Annotated in this window: 12 protein-coding genes and 3 pseudogenes; 12 read left to right on the top strand and 3 right to left on the bottom strand. The window is 61.1% G+C overall.

The annotated features are described in order from the left end of the window. Nucleotides 1-247 precede the first annotated feature (247 nt). The 9 genes and pseudogenes from JN403_RS10735 to pdeM all read left to right on the top strand — a co-directional run bounded on the left by JN403_RS10735 (nucleotide 248) and on the right by pdeM (nucleotide 10,998). Nucleotides 248-1,300 (top strand): ligase-associated DNA damage response exonuclease, encoded by a 1,053-nt coding sequence (locus tag JN403_RS10735; RefSeq protein ID WP_205486938.1) that lies wholly within the window; start codon nucleotides 248-250, stop codon nucleotides 1,298-1,300. Beyond that, entirely contained in the window at nucleotides 1,297-3,012 is a 1,716-nt protein-coding gene (locus JN403_RS10730; RefSeq protein WP_205486937.1) for an ATP-dependent DNA ligase, read from the top strand. Before JN403_RS10735 ends, JN403_RS10730 begins: the two co-directional genes overlap by 4 nt. Before the next feature lie 377 nt (nucleotides 3,013-3,389). Continuing rightward, nucleotides 3,390-4,172 carry a transporter substrate-binding domain-containing protein gene (locus JN403_RS10725; protein WP_122536122.1) on the top strand — a complete coding sequence of 261 codons (783 nt, stop codon included), beginning with the start codon at nucleotides 3,390-3,392 and terminating at the stop codon, nucleotides 4,170-4,172. Between the two features lie 79 nt (nucleotides 4,173-4,251). Next, entirely contained in the window at nucleotides 4,252-4,980 is a 729-nt protein-coding gene (locus JN403_RS10720) for an ABC transporter permease (protein ID WP_122536121.1), read from the top strand. Then, nucleotides 4,977-5,687, top strand: coding sequence for an ABC transporter permease (locus JN403_RS10715; RefSeq protein ID WP_122536120.1), 711 nt, complete (start codon nucleotides 4,977-4,979; stop codon nucleotides 5,685-5,687). The genes JN403_RS10720 and JN403_RS10715 overlap by 4 nt, the downstream gene beginning before the upstream one ends. Before the next feature lie 9 nt (nucleotides 5,688-5,696). Beyond that, nucleotides 5,697-6,815, top strand: a complete 1,119-nt coding sequence (locus tag JN403_RS10710) for a succinylglutamate desuccinylase/aspartoacylase family protein (RefSeq protein ID WP_122622326.1) — start codon at nucleotides 5,697-5,699, stop codon at nucleotides 6,813-6,815. A gap of 12 nt (nucleotides 6,816-6,827) precedes the next feature. After that, complete coding sequence (locus JN403_RS10705; RefSeq protein ID WP_065992575.1) at nucleotides 6,828-7,592, top strand: ATP-binding cassette domain-containing protein; 765 nt, start codon at nucleotides 6,828-6,830, stop codon at nucleotides 7,590-7,592. 262 nt (nucleotides 7,593-7,854) lie between these two features. Next, nucleotides 7,855-10,346, top strand: a pseudogene (locus JN403_RS10700) (ligase-associated DNA damage response DEXH box helicase). Next, nucleotides 10,343-10,998: pseudogene (pdeM, locus tag JN403_RS10695) on the top strand (ligase-associated DNA damage response endonuclease PdeM). Before JN403_RS10700 ends, pdeM begins: the two co-directional pseudogenes overlap by 4 nt. 49 nt (nucleotides 10,999-11,047) lie before the next feature. On the opposite strand, the gene JN403_RS10690 reads toward pdeM, so the two are convergent. Both JN403_RS10690 and dcd read right to left on the bottom strand, forming a co-directional pair. Then, nucleotides 11,048-11,269 (bottom strand): hypothetical protein, encoded by a 222-nt coding sequence (locus JN403_RS10690; RefSeq protein WP_205486936.1) that lies wholly within the window; start codon nucleotides 11,267-11,269, stop codon nucleotides 11,048-11,050. A gap of 109 nt (nucleotides 11,270-11,378) precedes the next feature. Beyond that, nucleotides 11,379-11,945 (bottom strand): dCTP deaminase, encoded by a 567-nt coding sequence (gene dcd, locus JN403_RS10685; protein WP_074889011.1) that lies wholly within the window; start codon nucleotides 11,943-11,945, stop codon nucleotides 11,379-11,381. A 310-nt stretch (nucleotides 11,946-12,255) separates the two neighbouring features. Between dcd and JN403_RS10680 the strand changes: the two genes are divergently transcribed. Next, nucleotides 12,256-12,465: a cold-shock protein gene (locus tag JN403_RS10680; RefSeq protein WP_002554837.1), complete on the top strand. Its 210-nt coding sequence runs from the start codon at nucleotides 12,256-12,258 to the stop codon at nucleotides 12,463-12,465. A gap of 168 nt (nucleotides 12,466-12,633) precedes the next feature. On the opposite strand, the gene apbC is transcribed toward JN403_RS10680, so the two are convergent. Then, complete coding sequence (apbC, locus tag JN403_RS10675) at nucleotides 12,634-13,728, bottom strand: iron-sulfur cluster carrier protein ApbC (protein WP_205486935.1); 1,095 nt, start codon at nucleotides 13,726-13,728, stop codon at nucleotides 12,634-12,636. A gap of 182 nt (nucleotides 13,729-13,910) precedes the next feature. Between apbC and metG the strand changes: the two genes are divergently transcribed. Further along, nucleotides 13,911-15,959 carry a methionine--tRNA ligase gene (gene metG / locus JN403_RS10670; RefSeq protein WP_172609425.1) on the top strand — a complete coding sequence of 683 codons (2,049 nt, stop codon included), beginning with the start codon at nucleotides 13,911-13,913 and terminating at the stop codon, nucleotides 15,957-15,959. Between the two features lie 67 nt (nucleotides 15,960-16,026). Beyond that, nucleotides 16,027-16,833, top strand: a pseudogene (gene rsxB / locus JN403_RS10665) (electron transport complex subunit RsxB); the annotation flags it as partial. Between the last annotated feature and the right edge of the window lie 43 nt (nucleotides 16,834-16,876).

Genomic DNA, 16,876 nt, shown 5'->3' with positions numbered 1-16,876 from the left:
GAGCGAGACCGGAGTGAAGGAACCCGACGAAGTCGGGCCCAACCAGGAGCAAGCACCCTTGGTTACTTGGGGTGCTTTTCCAAGTAACTCGCCGAAGGCGAAATGTCTGCCGTTAGGCAGGCCGCTGTCGATCTCCATTCGGATCACCCGAGATTCTGGATAAAGACCCACCTGTACGGAACACCTCGACCGAACTTCTCACCTCACCCACCGCTCTACCTGACAAGTCCCCAAACCCGGTCAAACCATGGATCTCGTCATTGCCCGCCCCGAAGGCCTCTACTGCCCGCCCGGTGATTTCTACATCGATCCGTGGCGCCCGGTCGAACGCTCCGTCATCACCCACGCCCACGGCGACCACGCCCGCACCGGCAATGAACACTACCTCGCCGCCGCGCCCGGCGAAGGCATACTGCGCTCCCGACTGGGCCAGGACATCAACCTCCAGACCCTCGCCTACGGCGAAAGCATCACCCACCACGGCGTCAAACTCAGCCTCCACCCTGCGGGCCACGTCCTCGGCTCCGCCCAGGTCCGCCTCGAATACCAGGGCGAGGTCTGGGTGGCCTCAGGCGACTACAAAGTCGAACCCGACGGCACCTGCGAACCCTTCGAACCCGTGCGCTGCCACACCTTCATCACCGAATCCACCTTCGGCCTGCCGATCTACCGCTGGCAGCCCCAGGCGGAAATCTTCGCCGGCGTCAACGAATGGTGGCGCGCCAACGCCGCCGCCGGCAAAGCCAGCGTCCTGTTCGCCTACTCATTCGGCAAAGCCCAACGCATCCTCCACGGCATCGACCCCAGCATTGGCCCGATCCTCGTCCATGGCGCCGTGGAACCGCTGAACCGCGTCTACCGTGAAGCCGGCGTACGCATCCCGGAAACCCACTACGCCGGCGACTTCAAAAAAACCGACCCCGCCTTGCGCAGCGCCCTGATCGTCGCACCGCCCTCCGCCGGCGGCAGCACCTGGATGCGCCGCTTTGGCGAATTCAGCGACGCCTTCGCCAGCGGCTGGATGATGCTGCGCGGCACCCGGCGTCGGCGTGGCGTCGATCGCGGCTTCGCCCTCTCCGACCACGCTGACTGGCCGGGTTTGCTATGGGCCATCGAAAACACCGGCGCCGAGCGGGTCATGGTCACCCACGGCTCGGTAGCGGTGCTGGTGCGCTATCTGCGGGAACTCGGCCTCGACGCCCAGGGTTTCAGCACTGAATACGGCGACGAGGAAGACGACGCAGCGGTCAAGACCGAGCCAGCATCCGAATCCGCATCGACAGGCGAGGCCTCCTCATGAAGGCCTTCGCCGAGCTGTATTCCGACCTCGACGCCACCACCTCCAGCAACGCCAAGCTGGCGGCCATGCAAGTCTATTTCAGCACCGCAGCACCTGAAGACGCCGCGTGGGCGGTGTACTTCCTGGCCGGCGGACGCCCACGGCAACTGGTGCCGACGCGGATGTTGCGTGAGCAGGCATTACTGCTGTCCGGCTTGCCGGAATGGCTGTTCGAGGAGAGTTACCAGGCGGTCGGCGATTTGGCAGAAACCCTGTCGCTGCTGCTCCCCAAAGCCGAGCACAGCTCCGAAGAAGGCCTGGCCAGCTGGATGGAAAATCATCTGCTGCCCCTGCGTGGTCTGCCTCCGGAAGAATTACTCGAGCGCCTGCCAACGTTCTGGTCACAGCTGGACCCACAAAGCCTGATGGTATGTCTGAAGCTGATCACCGGCAGTTTCCGGGTCGGTGTCTCGAAGCTGCTGGTGACACGCGCCCTCGCCGCGCTGGCCGATATCGACAGCAAGCGCGTGGCCCAGCGGCTCGTGGGCTACACCGATCTTTCCCATCGCCCCAGCGCCGAGGGCTATCTAAAACTCATCGCCGAAGAATCGGCCGACGAACACGCGCAACGCGGCGGCCAGCCTTACCCCTTCTTCCTTGCCCACGCGCTGCAGCAACCCGTCGATCAGTTCGAGAACCTGCTGGGCGCCGCCGAAGACTGGCAGGTGGAATGGAAGTGGGACGGCATCCGCGCCCAGGTGGTCAAGCGCGAAGGTCGCCTGTGGATCTGGTCGCGAGGTGAAGAACTGGTCACGGATCGCTTCCCGGAGCTGCACAGCCTTATCCAATGCCTGCCCGACGGCACGGTGATCGACGGCGAGATCGTGGTCTGGAAAGCCGCAACCCCTGAGAATCCCGAGGACGGCGAGTTTGCCCTCGACACCCCTGCGCCCGGCACCCCCGGCGAAGCGACACCGTCAGTGCAGCCCTTTGCCCTCCTGCAACAGCGCATCGGCCGAAAAACCTTGGGCAAGAAGATTCTGGAGGATGTACCGGTCGTCGTGCTGGCGTATGACCTGCTGGAATGGGAAGGTCACGACTGGCGCAGCCGCCCGCAACACGAACGGCGCGCGCAGCTGGAAAAGGTCATCGGCGACGCCCAAAGCCCGGTGCTGATGCCCTCCCCGGTACTGACCGGCACTGACTGGTTTGACCTCGGCCGGCAGCGAGAGGCGTCCCGCAGCCTTGGCGTGGAGGGGATGATGCTCAAGGCGCGGGACTCGCTGTACGGCGTTGGACGCACCAAGGACATGGGCGTCTGGTGGAAGTGGAAAATGGACCCGTTCAGCGTCGACGCCGTGTTGATCTACGCCCAGCGCGGTCACGGCCGCCGCGCCAGTCTCTACAGCGACTACACGTTCGCAGTCTGGGACGGCCCGCCGGAATCCAGCGAACGGACATTGGTGCCCTTCGCCAAAGCGTATTCGGGGCTGACCGACGAAGAGATGCGCAAAGTGGATGCAATCATCCGCAAGACCACGGTCGACAAATTCGGCCCGGTCCGAAGTGTTACCCCAACCCTGGTATTCGAGTTGGGCTTCGAAGGCATTGCACTCTCGAAACGGCACAAGAGCGGCATCGCCGTCCGGTTCCCGAGGATGCTGCGGTGGCGCCTCGACAAACCCGTCGCCGAAGCCGACAGCCTGGCGACGCTTCAGGACCTGCTGGCTTGAGCACCGTCGCGGTGCGCAGGCCTGATGATCGCCCGCCCCAAGCGCACTGAATTAGGGCGCTTTGAAACGACAGGATCTCACGGCAGGCGCGGCCAAGCGTTTCGAATCTCCCCCACGCCGCAAAAACCGCCGCTGGCCCCCTCACGGGCTGCAACTTTTTCCCCCACTCTCAACGGGATACCGCTACTCTGCCGGTGCCTGCGAGACCTCAAAAAAGACAAAAGATGGCGCTGAGTCATCATTGCGACAACTCCGTACATTTAAAACGCGCGTTCGTTTGTTTGGTTCGGAAATTGCTGTCTATTTGCGGTCTGGCTTTTGCCGGTAGCAAGCCTTCGCGTGTTCCCAACGCTCAATTTGGTTTTAAGGACTGAACGATGAAAAAAGCATGGCTGACCCTTTCCGCACTCGCCATCTGTCTGGCCGCCGGTAACGCAATGGCCAAGGAGTACAAGGAGCTGCGTTTCGGCGTCGATCCTTCCTACGCGCCCTTCGAATCCAAAGCCGCTGACGGCAGCCTGGTAGGCTTCGATATCGACTTGGGCAACGCGATCTGTGCTGAACTGAAGGTCAAGTGCAAGTGGGTCGAAAGCGATTTCGACGGCATGATTCCAGGCCTGAAAGCCAAGAAGTTCGACGGCGTGATCTCCTCCATGACCGTGACGCCGGCTCGCGAGAAAGTCATCGACTTCTCCAACGAACTGTTCTCCGGCCCTACCTCGCTGGTCTACAAAAAAGGCTCGGGCTTGAGTGCTGACACTGCGTCGCTTAAAGGCAAAACAGTGGGTTACGAGCAAGGCACCATCCAGGAAGCCTACGCCAAGGCCATTCTGGACAAGGCTGGCGTGAAGACCCAGGCCTACGCCAACCAGGACCAAGTGTATGCCGACCTCGTTTCGGGTCGTCTGGACGCATCGGTTCAAGACATGCTGCAAGCCGAACTGGGCTTCCTGAAATCGCCACAGGGCGGTGATTACGAAGTCAGCCAGCCAATCGACGATCCCCTGTTGCCGGCCAAGACAGCCATCGGCATTTCCAAAGGTGACAAGGAGCTCAAAGCGCTTTTGGACAAGGGTATCAAAGCGTTGCACGATGACGGCAAGTACGCCGAGATCCAGAAGAAACACTTCGGCGATCTGAATCTGTACAGCGGTAAGTAAGCAAACAGACGCCCGTGAATTTCAGCCAGAATCGGCCGCTGAAGTTCACGGGCGTTTTTATTGACTGTATAGGTTGCACATGTTCGAAACTCTCCTGCAAAACCTGGGACTCTCGGCACTCAGCCTGAAAGGCTTCGGCCCGCTGTTGCTGCAAGGCACCTGGATGACCGTCAAATTATCGGTACTGTCGCTGCTGCTGGCCATTGCGCTCGGCCTGCTGGGCGCCAGTGCCAAACTCTCGAAAGCCGCCGTGCTGCGCGTTCCGGCCCAGATCTATACCACGCTGATCCGTGGCGTACCTGACCTGGTGCTGATGCTGCTGATCTTCTACAGCCTGCAAACCTGGCTGACCACGCTCACCGAAGCGATGGAATGGGACTACATCGAGATCGACCCTTTCTCTGCCGGCGTCATCACGTTGGGCTTCATCTATGGCGCGTATTTCACCGAGACCTTCCGCGGCGCGATTCTCGCCGTACCGCGCGGTCAGGTCGAAGCCGCCACGGCCTATGGACTCAGCCGTTCGCAACGGTTTCGCTTGGTGGTGTTCCCGCAGATGATGCGCTTCGCCCTGCCCGGCATTGGCAACAACTGGCAAGTGGTGCTCAAAGCCACCGCGCTGGTGTCGATCATTGGTCTGGCCGATCTGGTGAAGGCCGCGCAGGACGCGGGTAAAAGCACGTATCAGCTGTTCTATTTCCTGGTACTCGCCGCCCTGATCTATCTGGTCATCACCAGCGTGTCCAACTTCGCCCTGCGCTGGGCCGAACGGCGTTATGCCGCTGGCAGCCGGGAGGCTCAACGATGATCGAGTTACTGCAAGAGTATTGGCGCGCCTTCCTTTATACGGACGGCCAGAACATCACCGGCCTGGCCATGACGATGTGGCTGCTCAGTGCCTCCATCGCCATCGGCTTTATCGTGTCGATTCCGCTGTCCATCGCCCGCGTGTCGCGCAATCCGCTGGTGCGCTGGCCAGTGCAGTTCTACACCTACCTGTTCCGTGGAACACCGCTGTATATCCAGTTACTGATTTGCTACACCGGCATTTACAGCATCGCGGCCGTGCGTGAGCAGCCCATGCTCGGCGCGTTCTTCCGTGACGCGATGAACTGCACGATCCTCGCCTTCGCCCTGAACACCTGCGCCTACACCACCGAAATCTTCGCCGGTGCGATTCGCAGCATGAACCACGGTGAAGTCGAGGCGGCCAAGGCTTACGGCCTGACCGGCTGGCGCTTGTACGCCTATGTGGTCATGCCGTCGGCATTGCGCCGTTCGCTGCCTTATTACAGCAACGAAGTGATCCTGATGCTGCACTCGACCACCGTGGCCTTCACCGCCACTGTGCCGGACGTCCTCAAGGTCGCGCGCGACGCCAACTCGGCCACCTTCCTGACCTTCCAGTCGTTCGGCATCGCGGCGCTGATCTATCTCACGGTCACGTTCATTCTGGTGGGCCTGTTCCGACTGGCTGAACGCCGCTGGCTGGCCTTCCTCGGCCCGACTCACTAGGAACCCTGCATGCGACACCAGACCCATGATCTGCTGGCCCCGGTGCCCGGCACCGCGCGGCAGATCCACAGCTTTCACTACGGCCCGGAAAACGGCGCCTGTAAGGTTTACATCCAGTCGTCCCTGCACGCCGACGAGCTGCCGGGCATGCTGGTGTCCTGGTATTTGAAGCAACGGCTGGCCGAACTCGAAAACGCCGGTCAGCTGCTCGGCGAAGTCGTGGTCGTTCCCGTGGCCAATCCCGTGGGTCTGGAGCAGGTTCTGATGGACATGCCGCTGGGCCGCTACGAGCTTGAGAGCGGGCAGAACTTCAACCGCCGCTTCGTCGACCTCGGTCAGCAGGTGGGTGATGAAGTCGAAGCGCTGCTGACCGATAACCCCGAAGACAACGTCACGCTGATTCGCAAAACCTTGCTCGCCGCACTGCATAACTGCGTCGGCAGTACCCAGCTGGAGTCCCAGCGCCTGACGTTGCAACGGCTGGCCTGTGACGCCGACGTGGTGCTGGACCTGCATTGTGATTTCGAATCCGTCGAGCACCTGTACACCACGCCTGAGGCCTGGCCGCAGGTCGAGCCGCTGTCGCGTTACCTCGGCGCACAGGCGAGCCTGCTGGCAACCGATTCCGGCGGGCAGTCGTTCGACGAATGCTTCACGCTGGTCTGGTGGCAACTGCAGCAGCGTTTTGCCAAACGCTTCCCGATTCCGCTGGGCAGTTTCTCCGTGACCCTGGAGTTGCGCGGTCAGGGGGACGTCAATCACGCCCTGGCCAGCCGCGATTGTCAGGCAATCATCAGCTACCTGATGCACCGCGGCGCCATTGTCGGCGAGCCGGTTGTGCCTCCTGAGCTGATTTACCCGGCGACCCCGCTGGCGGGCGTCGAACCTGTCGCCACGCCGGTCGGCGGTCTGCTGGTGTTCTGCACACTGCCCGGCGAATACGTCGAGGCGGGGCAGTTGATCGCTGAGGTCATCGACCCGATCAGCGACACAGTGACCCCCATCCACACAGCCAACGCGGGCCTTATGTACGCCCGCTCATTGCGACGCATGGCGACCGCCGGCATGGTCATCGCCCATGTCGCCGGCACCGAAGCCTACCGCAGCGGCTACTTACTTTCTCCTTGAGGACTGCCCTTCATGTACAAACTGACCATCGATGGCCTGCATAAAAGCTACGGTGACCACGAGGTGCTCAAAGGGGTGTCGCTTAAGGCCAGCGTCGGCGACGTGATTTGCCTGATCGGCGCCAGCGGCTCGGGCAAGAGCACGTTCCTGCGCTGCATCAATTTTCTCGAGCAACCCAATGACGGCGCCATGAGCCTGGACGGCCAGCCTGTGCGCATGGTCAGCGACACCGGCGGCATGCGCGTCGCCGACCCGGCCGAGCTGCAGCGGATTCGCACGCGGCTGGCGATGGTGTTCCAGCACTTCAACCTGTGGAGCCACATGACGGTGCTGGAAAACATCACCATGGCCCCGCGCCGGGTGTTGGGCGTATCGAAGGTCGAAGCTGAGGCCCGCGCGCGCAAATACCTGGACAAGGTCGGGCTTCCCGCGCGCGTCGCCGATCAATACCCCGCATTCCTGTCCGGCGGCCAGCAGCAGCGCGTGGCCATCGCCCGCGCCCTGGCGATGGAACCGGAAATCATGCTGTTCGACGAGCCTACTTCGGCGCTCGACCCTGAATTGGTGGGCGAAGTATTGAAGGTCATTCAAGGCCTCGCCGAAGAAGGCCGGACCATGATTCTGGTGACCCACGAAATGGGTTTCGCCCGCAAGGTCGCCAATCAAGTGGTATTCCTGCACCAGGGCCAGATCGAAGAAATGGGCCACCCGGACGACGTGCTGGGCAGCCCGAAGAGCGAGCGCTTGCAGCAGTTTCTGAGCGGGAATTTGAAGTAATTGCGGGCCTGACGCCTCACCGTTGTAAGGCGCGCATGCATAACCCGTGGGAGCGACCGGGGTGGCGTTCCACCTTGCTCGCGAAGGCATTCTGTCAGTCAGCCTACCTGTTGCTGACCCGCCGAATTCGCGAGCAAGCTCGCCCCCACAACGCCCGATGCAGCTTGGAAATCTGCGGGGCGAGATCGATCCGAACGGATATTCCATCAAACTATTCCACCCTCCCGGCGGTCTCTGACTTAACCCCTCCCAGAGCCTGCGCATGCCAAAAGCTGTCAATTTCGCCAAGCGCTGGTTCGCCGAGCGTGGCTGGAAACCCTTTCCCTTCCAGAAAGAAGTCTGGGCCGCCGTCGCCCGCGGCGAGTCGGGTCTGTTGCACGCCAGCACCGGCGCGGGCAAGACCTACTCGGTGTGGTTTGCCGCCCTCAACCAGTTCGCCCGGCCTGCACCTGAACCGACCGAGGTGAAGCCGCGCAAGCGCAAGCCCGTTGCCGCGCCCCTCAGCGTGCTGTGGATTACCCCTATGCGTGCCCTCGCCGCGGACACCGCCCGGGCGCTGGAAGGTCCGTTGCAGGATTTGCAGATCCCGTGGAGCGTCGGCCTGCGCACCGGTGACACCAGCAGCAGCGAACGCGCCAGGCAGGGCCGCCGCCTGCCCTCCGCGCTGATCACCACGCCGGAGAGCCTGACGTTGCTGCTGACCCGCGCCGATGCCCAGGCGACGATGTCGACGCTGAAGATGGTCGTTGTAGATGAATGGCACGAACTGATTGGCAACAAGCGCGGGATTCAATTGCAACTGGCGCTGGCCAGGCTGCGCCAATGGAATCCCGAGCTGGTCATCTGGGGCCTTTCCGCGACCCTCGGCAATCAAGATCACGCGCAACAGGTGCTGGTGGGCGATCACGGCACCACTGTTCACGGCAAAGTGGTCAAGGAATTGATCGTCGACACGCTCCTGCCGCCGTCCATCGAGCGCTTCCCCTGGGCCGGTCACATGGGGTTGCGCATGCTGCCTCAAGTGCTGGCCGAAGTGGACAGCAGTTCCAGTTGCCTGCTGTTCACCAATACCCGCGCGCAGTCGGAAGTCTGGTATCAGGCGCTGCTGGAAGCGCGGCCGGACTGGGCCGGGCTGATCGCGCTGCATCACGGCTCGCTGTCCCGCGAAGTCCGCGACTGGGTTGAACGCGCGCTGAAAGAAGGCCACCTGAAAGCCGTGGTCTGCACCTCCAGCCTCGACTTGGGCGTAGATTTTCTGCCGGTCGAGCGAGTGTTGCAGATCGGCTCGGCCAAGGGCGTCGCGCGGTTGATGCAGCGTGCGGGACGTTCGGGTCACGCGCCAGGCCGGCCGTCTCGGGTCACGCTGGTGCCGACCCATAGCCTGGAACTGGTCGAGGCTGCCGCGGCCCGCGACGCCGTCAACGCGCGTCTGATCGAACCCCGGGAATCACCCCACAAGCCGCTGGATGTCCTCGTACAACATCTGGTGAGCATGGCGCTCGGTGGCGGCTTTACCCCCGACGCGCTATTAGCCGAAGTTCGCACCGCATGGGCCTACCGCGATCTGACCGACGAAGAATGGGAATGGGCGCTGGCGTTCGTGCGCTATGGCGGCCTGTCGCTGACAGCGTACCCGGATTATCGTCGCGTCGAGCCGGACGAAGACGGTATCTGGCGCGTCCCTGATGCACGCCTCGCCCGCCGCCACCGCATGAGCGTGGGCACCATCGTCAGCGACGCCAGCATTAACGTGAAATATTGGAGCAAGGGCGGCGGAGGCGGATCCCTCGGCAGCGTCGAAGAAGGTTTCATCGCCCGACTGAAACCAGGAGACGGCTTTTGTTCAGCGGCCGTTTGCTGGAACTGGTGCGCGTGGAGAACATGACCGCGTACGTGAAAAAGGCTACGGGCAAAAAAGCCGCCGTCCCACGCTGGAATGGCGGACGGATGCCGCTCTCAAACGAACTGGCCGACGCCGTTGTCGAGAAATTCGATGCGGCAGCGCGAGGTGATTTCAGCAGCCCCGAGATGCACATCGTCAGCCCGCTGCTGGAAGTGCAACGGCAATGGTCAGCGTTGCCGCGCAAGGACACGCTGCTGGCGGAAGTTCTTAAATCCCGGGAAGGCTGGCATTTGTTTCTCTACCCCTTCGCCGGGCGGCATGTGCACTTGGGGTTGGCGAGCCTGCTGGCGTGGCGGCTGAGCCGTGACACGCCGCTGACCTTCTCGATCGCTGTGAACGACTACGGCTTCGAGCTGCTCAGCGCCACCCCGATCGACTGGAATGAGCGCCTGACGACTCAGCTGTTTTCCGAAGACGAGCTGCTCGCCGATATCATCGCCAGCCTGAACGCCGGCGAACTTGCACTGCGCCGCTTTCGCGAGATTGCCCGGATCGCCGGGCTGGTGTTCTCCGGCTACCCCGGCGCTCCGAAGAGCAATCGACAACTGCAAGCCTCAAGCGGACTATTCTTCGAAGTGTTCAAACAGTACGACGCAGGCAACCTGTTGCTGACCCAGGCGCAGGAAGAAGTGCTGCGGCAAGAACTCGATGTAGCCCGGCTCGAACAGACCCTCAGCCGCATCAACAACCGGACCCTGGATTTGCACGTGATCAAACGCCCCACCCCGATGGCCTTCCCGCTGCTGGTAGAACGCATGCGCGAAAGCCTCAGCACTGAAAAACTTTCTGACCGCATCGCGCGCATGGTCAGCGACCTCGAAAAAGCCGCCGGGCCTGAGGTCATGACGTGAGGCCATATCTGTCGATTCAGCTGGCAGGTGCGGAATTGTGGTTGCTGGCAGATAAAGCGATTTATTACCCGGCAGAGCGCGCGCTGTTGATCGCCGACGCCCACTTCGGCAAGGCCGCTGCCTACCGGCGGTTGGGCCAGCCAGTGCCCCATGGCACCACTGATGCCAACCTTCAGCGCCTGGATGCTCTACTGGCGAGCTATGACTGCGATCGGTTGATCTTTCTGGGGGATTTTCTGCACGCCCCTGAGTCCCATGCGGCGGGCACGCTGGCGGCGATTCAGGCATGGCGTGACAGACACCATGACCTGGCGATCACCTTGATTCGGGGGAACCACGACAAGCGTGCAGGCGACCCGCCACCGGAGCTGCGCATGGAGGTTGTCGAGGAACCCATGTTTCTGGGGCCGTATGCGCTGCAGCACGAACCTGATCCCCACCCGGACTTTCACGTCCTGGCGGGACATGTGCATCCGGCTTATCGACTATACGGACGAGGACGTCAGCGATTACGGCTGCCGTGCTTCTACGTGCTGCCACGGGTAAGCCTGCTGCCAGCGTTCGGCGCGTTTACGGGGGAATGAATATCGATCGGGCTGAAAACAGCAAGATCTATGTGGTGGGAGATGGAGCGGTGTGGGAGGCGCTTTGAATGGCGAGGGAGGTGCTCCCGCCGATGCCAGGCACCGACGGGACATGAATCAGGCAACCGGCGCGGGTGGCGGCTCGTCCGGGACTGTCGGCACGCCACCTTCGTCAGGTTGAGGGTATTCGTTTGGACTGTCTGGGTCTGGCTGCCCGGGAATGCCCCCGGCGACCATGTTATTGAGATGTGGATGCGCTAACAGCGACCAAGCCAGCAACCCAACCTGATTGGGACTCGGGTCAGTTTGATTGCTGCTGGTGTTGATGTGTCTCTTCATAGGGCACTCCTGAGCGTTGGCCCCATCCGCATGGTGCGGATGGAAACAGTTCAGTCAGTAGAGTGCGGATTCCGAGACAAATTCAGTGAGTGGCTGACAAATGGCGTGATTACGTACGAGGAAGCGTCACGCCGCGTTGGCCTTGATACTTGCCACCACGGTCCTTGTAGGACACCTCGCACTCTTCGTCGGATTCCAGAAACAGCATCTGTGCAACGCCTTCGTTGGCGTAGATTTTCGCCGGCAACGTGGTGGTGTTGGAGAACTCCAGCGTCACGTGGCCTTCCCATTCCGGCTCAAGCGGCGTCACGTTGACGATGATGCCGCAGCGGGCGTAGGTGCTCTTGCCCAGACAGATGGTCAGCACGTTGCGCGGGATGCGGAAATATTCGACGGTGCGCGCCAGTGCAAACGAGTTCGGCGGGATGATGCAGACATCGCTTTTAACGTCGACAAAACTTTTTTCATCGAAGTTTTTCGGGTCCACGGTGGCCGAATTAATGTTGGTGAAGACCTTGAATTCGTCCGCGCAACGCACGTCGTAGCCATAGCTGGAGACGCCGAAAGAAATCACTCGATCGGCGCCTTCGCCGCGCACCTGACGCTCCACGAACGGCTCGATCATGCCGTGTTCCTGCGCCATGCGGCGAATCCACTTGTCCGATTTGATGCTCATGGCGGTGTCCTGAATAGCGAGGTGAAAAAGATGTCCGGCATCTTACCGGTCGAACGCCCCGGGTTCAAAGATTGCGCACCCGGCGCATTAAAGGCGTTGAGCCACCACAAGAAAAAATCGTAAGCAGCCCCTTTGCACATCCGAGAAAAAGGGGTAAGGTGGCTCCACTGTGTTGCTTGTGTCACTGAGAATATCTACACGATGTTGAATTTCGATCCAACCATCTCCAAGAATTTTTCCTGCTCTTTGCACTCAGTCTCGGCCAGGGCACTTCCTGAGTCGCAGTTAACTTTGTCCAAGGAGATACACCATGTCTAATCGCCAAACTGGTACCGTTAAGTGGTTCAACGATGAAAAAGGCTTCGGCTTCATCACTCCACAATCCGGTGACGACCTGTTCGTTCACTTCAAAGCTATCCAATCTGACGGCTTCAAAAGCCTGAAAGAAGGCCAACAGGTCTCTTTCATCGCTACCCGCGGTCAGAAAGGCATGCAAGCTGAAGAAGTTCAAGTTATCTAACTTGTCCTGATTCGCTTAAAAGACCCCGCCCTTAAAAGCGGGGTTTTTTTACGCCTGTCAAAAAAGCACTTCTGCACATCCCGCCTGCAACCTCCACCTGAAACCCCATCACCGCGACATGCCGAGCATCCGGCACATCGCGCGTCTTCAGGCTGCTGCCTTAGCGCATTAATCGTCGCTCACGGAGATGTTCGGCATCTCTGCAGTCGCGGCTTCCTGCAGCACGATTCGTGCGCCGACATGACGCGCCAGTTCTTGATACACCATTGCAATCTGACTCTCCGGCTCGGCAATCGCCGTGGGCTTGCCGCCATCGGCCTGCTCGCGAATCAGCATGGACAACGGCAGCGAGGCCAAAAGTTCGACGCCGTACTGCGTGGCCAACTTCTCCCCTCCGCCTTCGCCAAACAGATGCTCGGCGTGCCCGCAGTTCGAGCAGATGTGCACGGCCATGTTCTCAACGACACCCAGCACCGGGATGTTGACCTTGCGGAACATCTCCACGCCTTTCTTCGCATCAAGCAACGCGAGGTCCTGTGGGGTTGTAACAATGACTGCGCCTGCAACCGGGACCTTCTGCGCGAGGGTGAGCTGGATATCGCCGGTGCCGGGCGGCATATCGATGACCAGATAATCCAGATCGTTCCAGGCGGTCTGGGTCACCAGCTGCAGCAGCGCACCCGACACCATCGGCCCTCTCCAGACCATGGGTGTGTTGTCGTCGGTCAGAAAAGCCATGGACATCACTTCGATGCCATGGGCCTCGATCGGCACGAACCACTTCTGGTCCTTGATCTTCGGACGGGTGCCTTCGGCGATGCCGAACATGACGCCTTGGCTTGGGCCGTAGATATCGGCATCAAGAATGCCCACCCGCGCGCCTTCCCGGGAAAGCGCCAACGCCAGGTTGGCCGCCGTCGTGGATTTACCGACGCCACCCTTGCCCGACGCAACGGCCACAATATTCTTTACGCTAGCCAGGCCGGGGATCTGGCCGAGGGCTTTGTGAGGGTGAATCACGGACGTGACCTGGACGCTGGCCGATGCGACGCCATCCAGCCCTTCAATCGCCATCTGCAGCATCTGCGCCCAGCCGTTCTTGAACAGCGCGGCCGCGTAGCCCAGTTCCAGGTGGACACTCACGCGGTCGCCGTTGATCTCGATGGCGCGGACACACCCGGCGCTGACCGGGTCCTGATTCAAGTAAGGATCGGTGTACTGGCGAAGGACGGCTTCCACCGTTGCGCGATTGACAGCGCTCATGGGTGACTCCCTATAAAGACTGACTAAAACAGGCGGCCATCCTACCTTGTATGCCCGATAAAGAACGCAACGACGTTTCCTTCCAAGCACATCGGCAGATTCCGACATGCAGCGCGGGATGAAAAAAACGCTCAGGCCTTTATAGTGGCCGACCTCCGTTTCACTTCAAGTAGCCGAGCCCAATGTCCGAGCCACGCAAGATTCTCGTCACCAGCGCCCTGCCCTATGCCAATGGTTCCATTCACCTTGGCCACATGCTCGAGTACATCCAGACCGACATGTGGGTGCGCTTTCAAAAGCACCGCGGCAATCAGTGCATTTACGTGTGCGCGGATGACGCCCATGGCTCGGCCATCATGCTGCGCGCCGAGAAAGAAGGCATCACGCCCGAGCAGTTGATCGCCAACGTGCAGGCCGAGCACAGTGCTGACTTCGCTGACTTCCTGGTGGATTTCGACAATTTCCACTCGACCCATGCCGAAGAAAATCGCGAGCTGTCGAGCGAGATCTACAAACGCCTTCGCGACGCCGGCCATATCGCCACGCGCTCCGTGACGCAATATTTCGACCCGGAAAAGAAGATGTTCCTGGCCGACCGCTTCATCAAAGGCACCTGCCCGAAATGCGGCACCGAGGATCAGTACGGCGACAACTGCGAAAAATGCGGCGCGACCTACGCCCCGACTGATCTGAAAGATCCCAAGTCCGCGATTTCCGGTGCGACGCCGGTGCTTCGGGACTCCAAGCATTTCTTCTTCGACCTGCCCGCGTTCGACGCCATGCTTAAAAGCTGGACGCGAAGCGGCACGCTGCAGGACGCCGTGGCGAACAAAATCGCCGAATGGCTCGATTCCGGCCTGCAGCAGTGGGACATCTCCCGCGATGCGCCGTATTTCGGCTTCGAAATCCCCGACGAGCCGGGCAAATATTTCTACGTGTGGCTGGATGCTCCCATCGGCTACATGGCGAGCTTCAAGAACCTCTGTGCGCGCCGTCCGGAACTGGACTTCGATGCGTTCTGGCGCAAGGACTCGACCACCGAGCTTTACCACTTCATCGGCAAAGACATCGTCAACTTCCATGCGCTGTTCTGGCCGGCAATGCTCGAAGGTTCGGGATTCCGCAAGCCTACAGGCATCAACGTGCACGGCTACCTGACCGTCAACGGCCAGAAGATGTCGAAATCCCGCGGCACCTTCATCAAGGCACGCACGTACCTTGAGCACCTGTCGCCGGAATACCTGCGTTACTACTACGCGGCCAAACTGGGCCGTGGCGTCGACGATCTCGACCTGAACCTTGAAGACTTTGTGCAGAAGGTTAACTCTGACCTGATCGGCAAGGTGGTAAACATCGCCAGCCGTTGCGCGGGGTTCATTCAGAAAGGCAACGCAGGTTTGCTGGTGGCCGGCAATGCCGAGCCCGAGTTGACCGACGCTTTTCATGCCGCAGCGCCAAGCATTGCCGATGCCTACGAGGCACGTGACTTTGCCCGTGCGATGCGCGAAATCATGGCGCTGGCGGACCGCGCCAATGCGTGGATCGCCGACAAGGCGCCTTGGTCTTTGGCCAAGCAGGAAGGTAAACAAGACGAGGTTCAGGCGATCTGCGCCCTGGGCATCAATCTGTTCCGCCAGTTGGTGATCTTTCTCAAGCCTGTGCTGCCGAACCTGGCCGCAGACGCCGAGCAGTTCCTCAACGTCCCGCCATTGACCTGGAATGATCACCAGACGCTGTTGAGCAATCATCAGCTCAACCCGTTCCAGCCGCTGATGACCCGCATCGACCCCGTTAAAGTGGAAGCCATGACCGACGCCTCGAAAGAAGACCTCGCCGCCAGCGCCACCGACACAGGTGCGGCGCCGCAGGGCAATGGCGAGCTGACGAAAGACCCGCTCTCCCCTGAGATCGACTTCGACGCCTTCGCGGCCATTGACCTGCGTGTCGCGCTGATCGAGAAAGCCGAGCACGTTGAAGGCGCCGACAAGCTGCTGCGCCTGACGCTGGACATCGGCGACGAGAAGCGCAACGTCTTCTCCGGCATCAAGAGCGCCTACCCGAACCCGGCGGAGCTGGAGGGTCGATTGACCATGATGATCGCCAACCTGAAGCCGCGGAAAATGCGTTTTGGTATTTCCGAAGGCATGGTGATGGCCGCAGGCCCAGGCGGTGAAGAGATTTACCTGCTGAGCCCTGACAGCGGCGCCATCCCCGGTCAGCGCATCAAGTAACCCGACCTCAACCGTCACATTCTGCACGTTATCGACGGCCCGCCCGGGTCGTCGATCTGGTCCAAGCATGAGCCTGATTCAGCGCATCGACGCCCTGCTGCCGCAAACCCAATGCGGAAAATGCGGCCATCCAGGCTGCCAGCCCTACGCCGAAGGCATTGCGAGCGGCGAAGCCATCAACAAGTGTCCACCCGGTGGCGACGAGACCATCGCGGCACTGGCTCGACTGCTGAACGTGCCGGTGCTGCAACTGGACATCGAACGGGGCAGCGCGCCGGCGCAGGTTGCGTTTATTCGAGAGGCCGAGTGCATCGGTTGCACCAAATGCATCCAGGCCTGTCCCGTGGACGCGATCGTCGGCGCCGCCAAACTGATGCACACCGTCATCATTGAGGAATGCACCGGATGCGACCTGTGCGTTGCGCCCTGTCCGGTCGACTGCATCGACATGCTGCCACTGCCGAAGACCTCGGTGCCGTTTATTGGTGATTGCGCGATGGATGAGGCGCAACAACTGGTCAGAGCCGTCAAACGCGCTCGGGCACGGCAACGCTTTGACGCGCGCTCGGCTCGCCTGCAGCGCGATGAACAGCGACGCCAGACCGAGCGCCAGGCTCGCCAGTTGCGATCTGCCACACCTGCTTTTATCCAGCCAGATCCGGCGCAGGCCGCACTGGCGCGGCTTCGTTCCAGCCCTTCCACTGGCGGTGACGCGGCGTTGAAACGGGCCCGCGCCCAAGTCGCGATGAGCAGAGCCCAATTGCTGAAGTCGCTGAAAGCCTTTGGTCACCCGCCGATTGCCGAACAAGCCGCACAACTCGTGCAGTTGCAGCGCGGCCTCGACGAGGCAGAGCACGCGCTCGCTCAGTTGCAGGAACTGGCGCTCTCGGCACCGTCTTCTCAGGAAACGCCTACCC

This window comes from Pseudomonas sp. 15A4 (assembly GCF_016925575.1).
In the GTDB taxonomy this organism is placed as follows: Bacteria; Pseudomonadota; Gammaproteobacteria; order Pseudomonadales; family Pseudomonadaceae; genus Aquipseudomonas.
The sequence above is the reverse complement of the archived record's forward strand: the minus strand, read 5'-3'. Positions and strand labels throughout refer to the sequence as shown.

Bases quoted from the DNA above. Each gene is read 5' to 3' on its own strand.
- JN403_RS10710 (WP_122622326.1), top strand. From the start codon at position 5,697: ATGCGACACCAGACCCATGATCTGCTGGCCCCGGTGCCCGGCACCGCG.
- JN403_RS10680 (WP_002554837.1), top strand. From the start codon at position 12,256: ATGTCTAATCGCCAAACTGGTACCGTTAAGTGGTTCAACGATGAAAAA.
- dcd (WP_074889011.1), bottom strand. From the start codon at position 11,945: ATGAGCATCAAATCGGACAAGTGGATTCGCCGCATGGCGCAGGAACAC.
- JN403_RS10725 (WP_122536122.1), top strand. From the start codon at position 3,390: ATGAAAAAAGCATGGCTGACCCTTTCCGCACTCGCCATCTGTCTGGCC.
- JN403_RS10690 (WP_205486936.1), bottom strand. From the start codon at position 11,269: ATGAAGAGACACATCAACACCAGCAGCAATCAAACTGACCCGAGTCCC.
- JN403_RS10735 (WP_205486938.1), top strand. From the start codon at position 248: ATGGATCTCGTCATTGCCCGCCCCGAAGGCCTCTACTGCCCGCCCGGT.
- metG (WP_172609425.1), top strand. From the start codon at position 13,911: ATGTCCGAGCCACGCAAGATTCTCGTCACCAGCGCCCTGCCCTATGCC.
- apbC (WP_205486935.1), bottom strand. From the start codon at position 13,728: ATGAGCGCTGTCAATCGCGCAACGGTGGAAGCCGTCCTTCGCCAGTAC.
- JN403_RS10715 (WP_122536120.1), top strand. From the start codon at position 4,977: ATGATCGAGTTACTGCAAGAGTATTGGCGCGCCTTCCTTTATACGGAC.
- JN403_RS10705 (WP_065992575.1), top strand. From the start codon at position 6,828: ATGTACAAACTGACCATCGATGGCCTGCATAAAAGCTACGGTGACCAC.
- JN403_RS10720 (WP_122536121.1), top strand. From the start codon at position 4,252: ATGTTCGAAACTCTCCTGCAAAACCTGGGACTCTCGGCACTCAGCCTG.
- JN403_RS10730 (WP_205486937.1), top strand. From the start codon at position 1,297: ATGAAGGCCTTCGCCGAGCTGTATTCCGACCTCGACGCCACCACCTCC.